Below are 229 nucleotides of genomic sequence, written 5' to 3'. Positions count from 1 at the left end.
CGCTTGATGCCGAAACGGGCGAAGTTGTCTGGAGCAAGGTCACCGTTGATCAGTCCAAGCCCTATACGATCACCGGTGCGCCGCGTGTGGTGAATGGCAAAGTGTTGATTGGCAATGGCGGCGCCGAGCTCGGCGTGCGCGGTTATCTTTCGGCTTATGATGCCAATACCGGAGACAAGGTCTGGCGGTTCTACACTGTTCCGAACCCGGAGAAACAGCCAGACGGCGA

Annotated in this window: 1 pseudogene; it reads left to right on the top strand. The window is 58.1% G+C overall.

Going from position 1 to position 229, the window contains the following annotated elements:
• Positions 1-229, top strand: a pseudogene (locus B4F73_RS04020) (PQQ-binding-like beta-propeller repeat protein); the annotation flags it as partial.

The sequence above is a fragment of the Hyphomonas sp. UBA3601 genome (genome assembly GCF_002375605.1).
In the GTDB taxonomy this organism is placed as follows: Bacteria; Pseudomonadota; Alphaproteobacteria; order Caulobacterales; family Hyphomonadaceae; genus Hyphomonas.
This window is presented reverse-complemented; position numbering and strand designations above follow the sequence as displayed.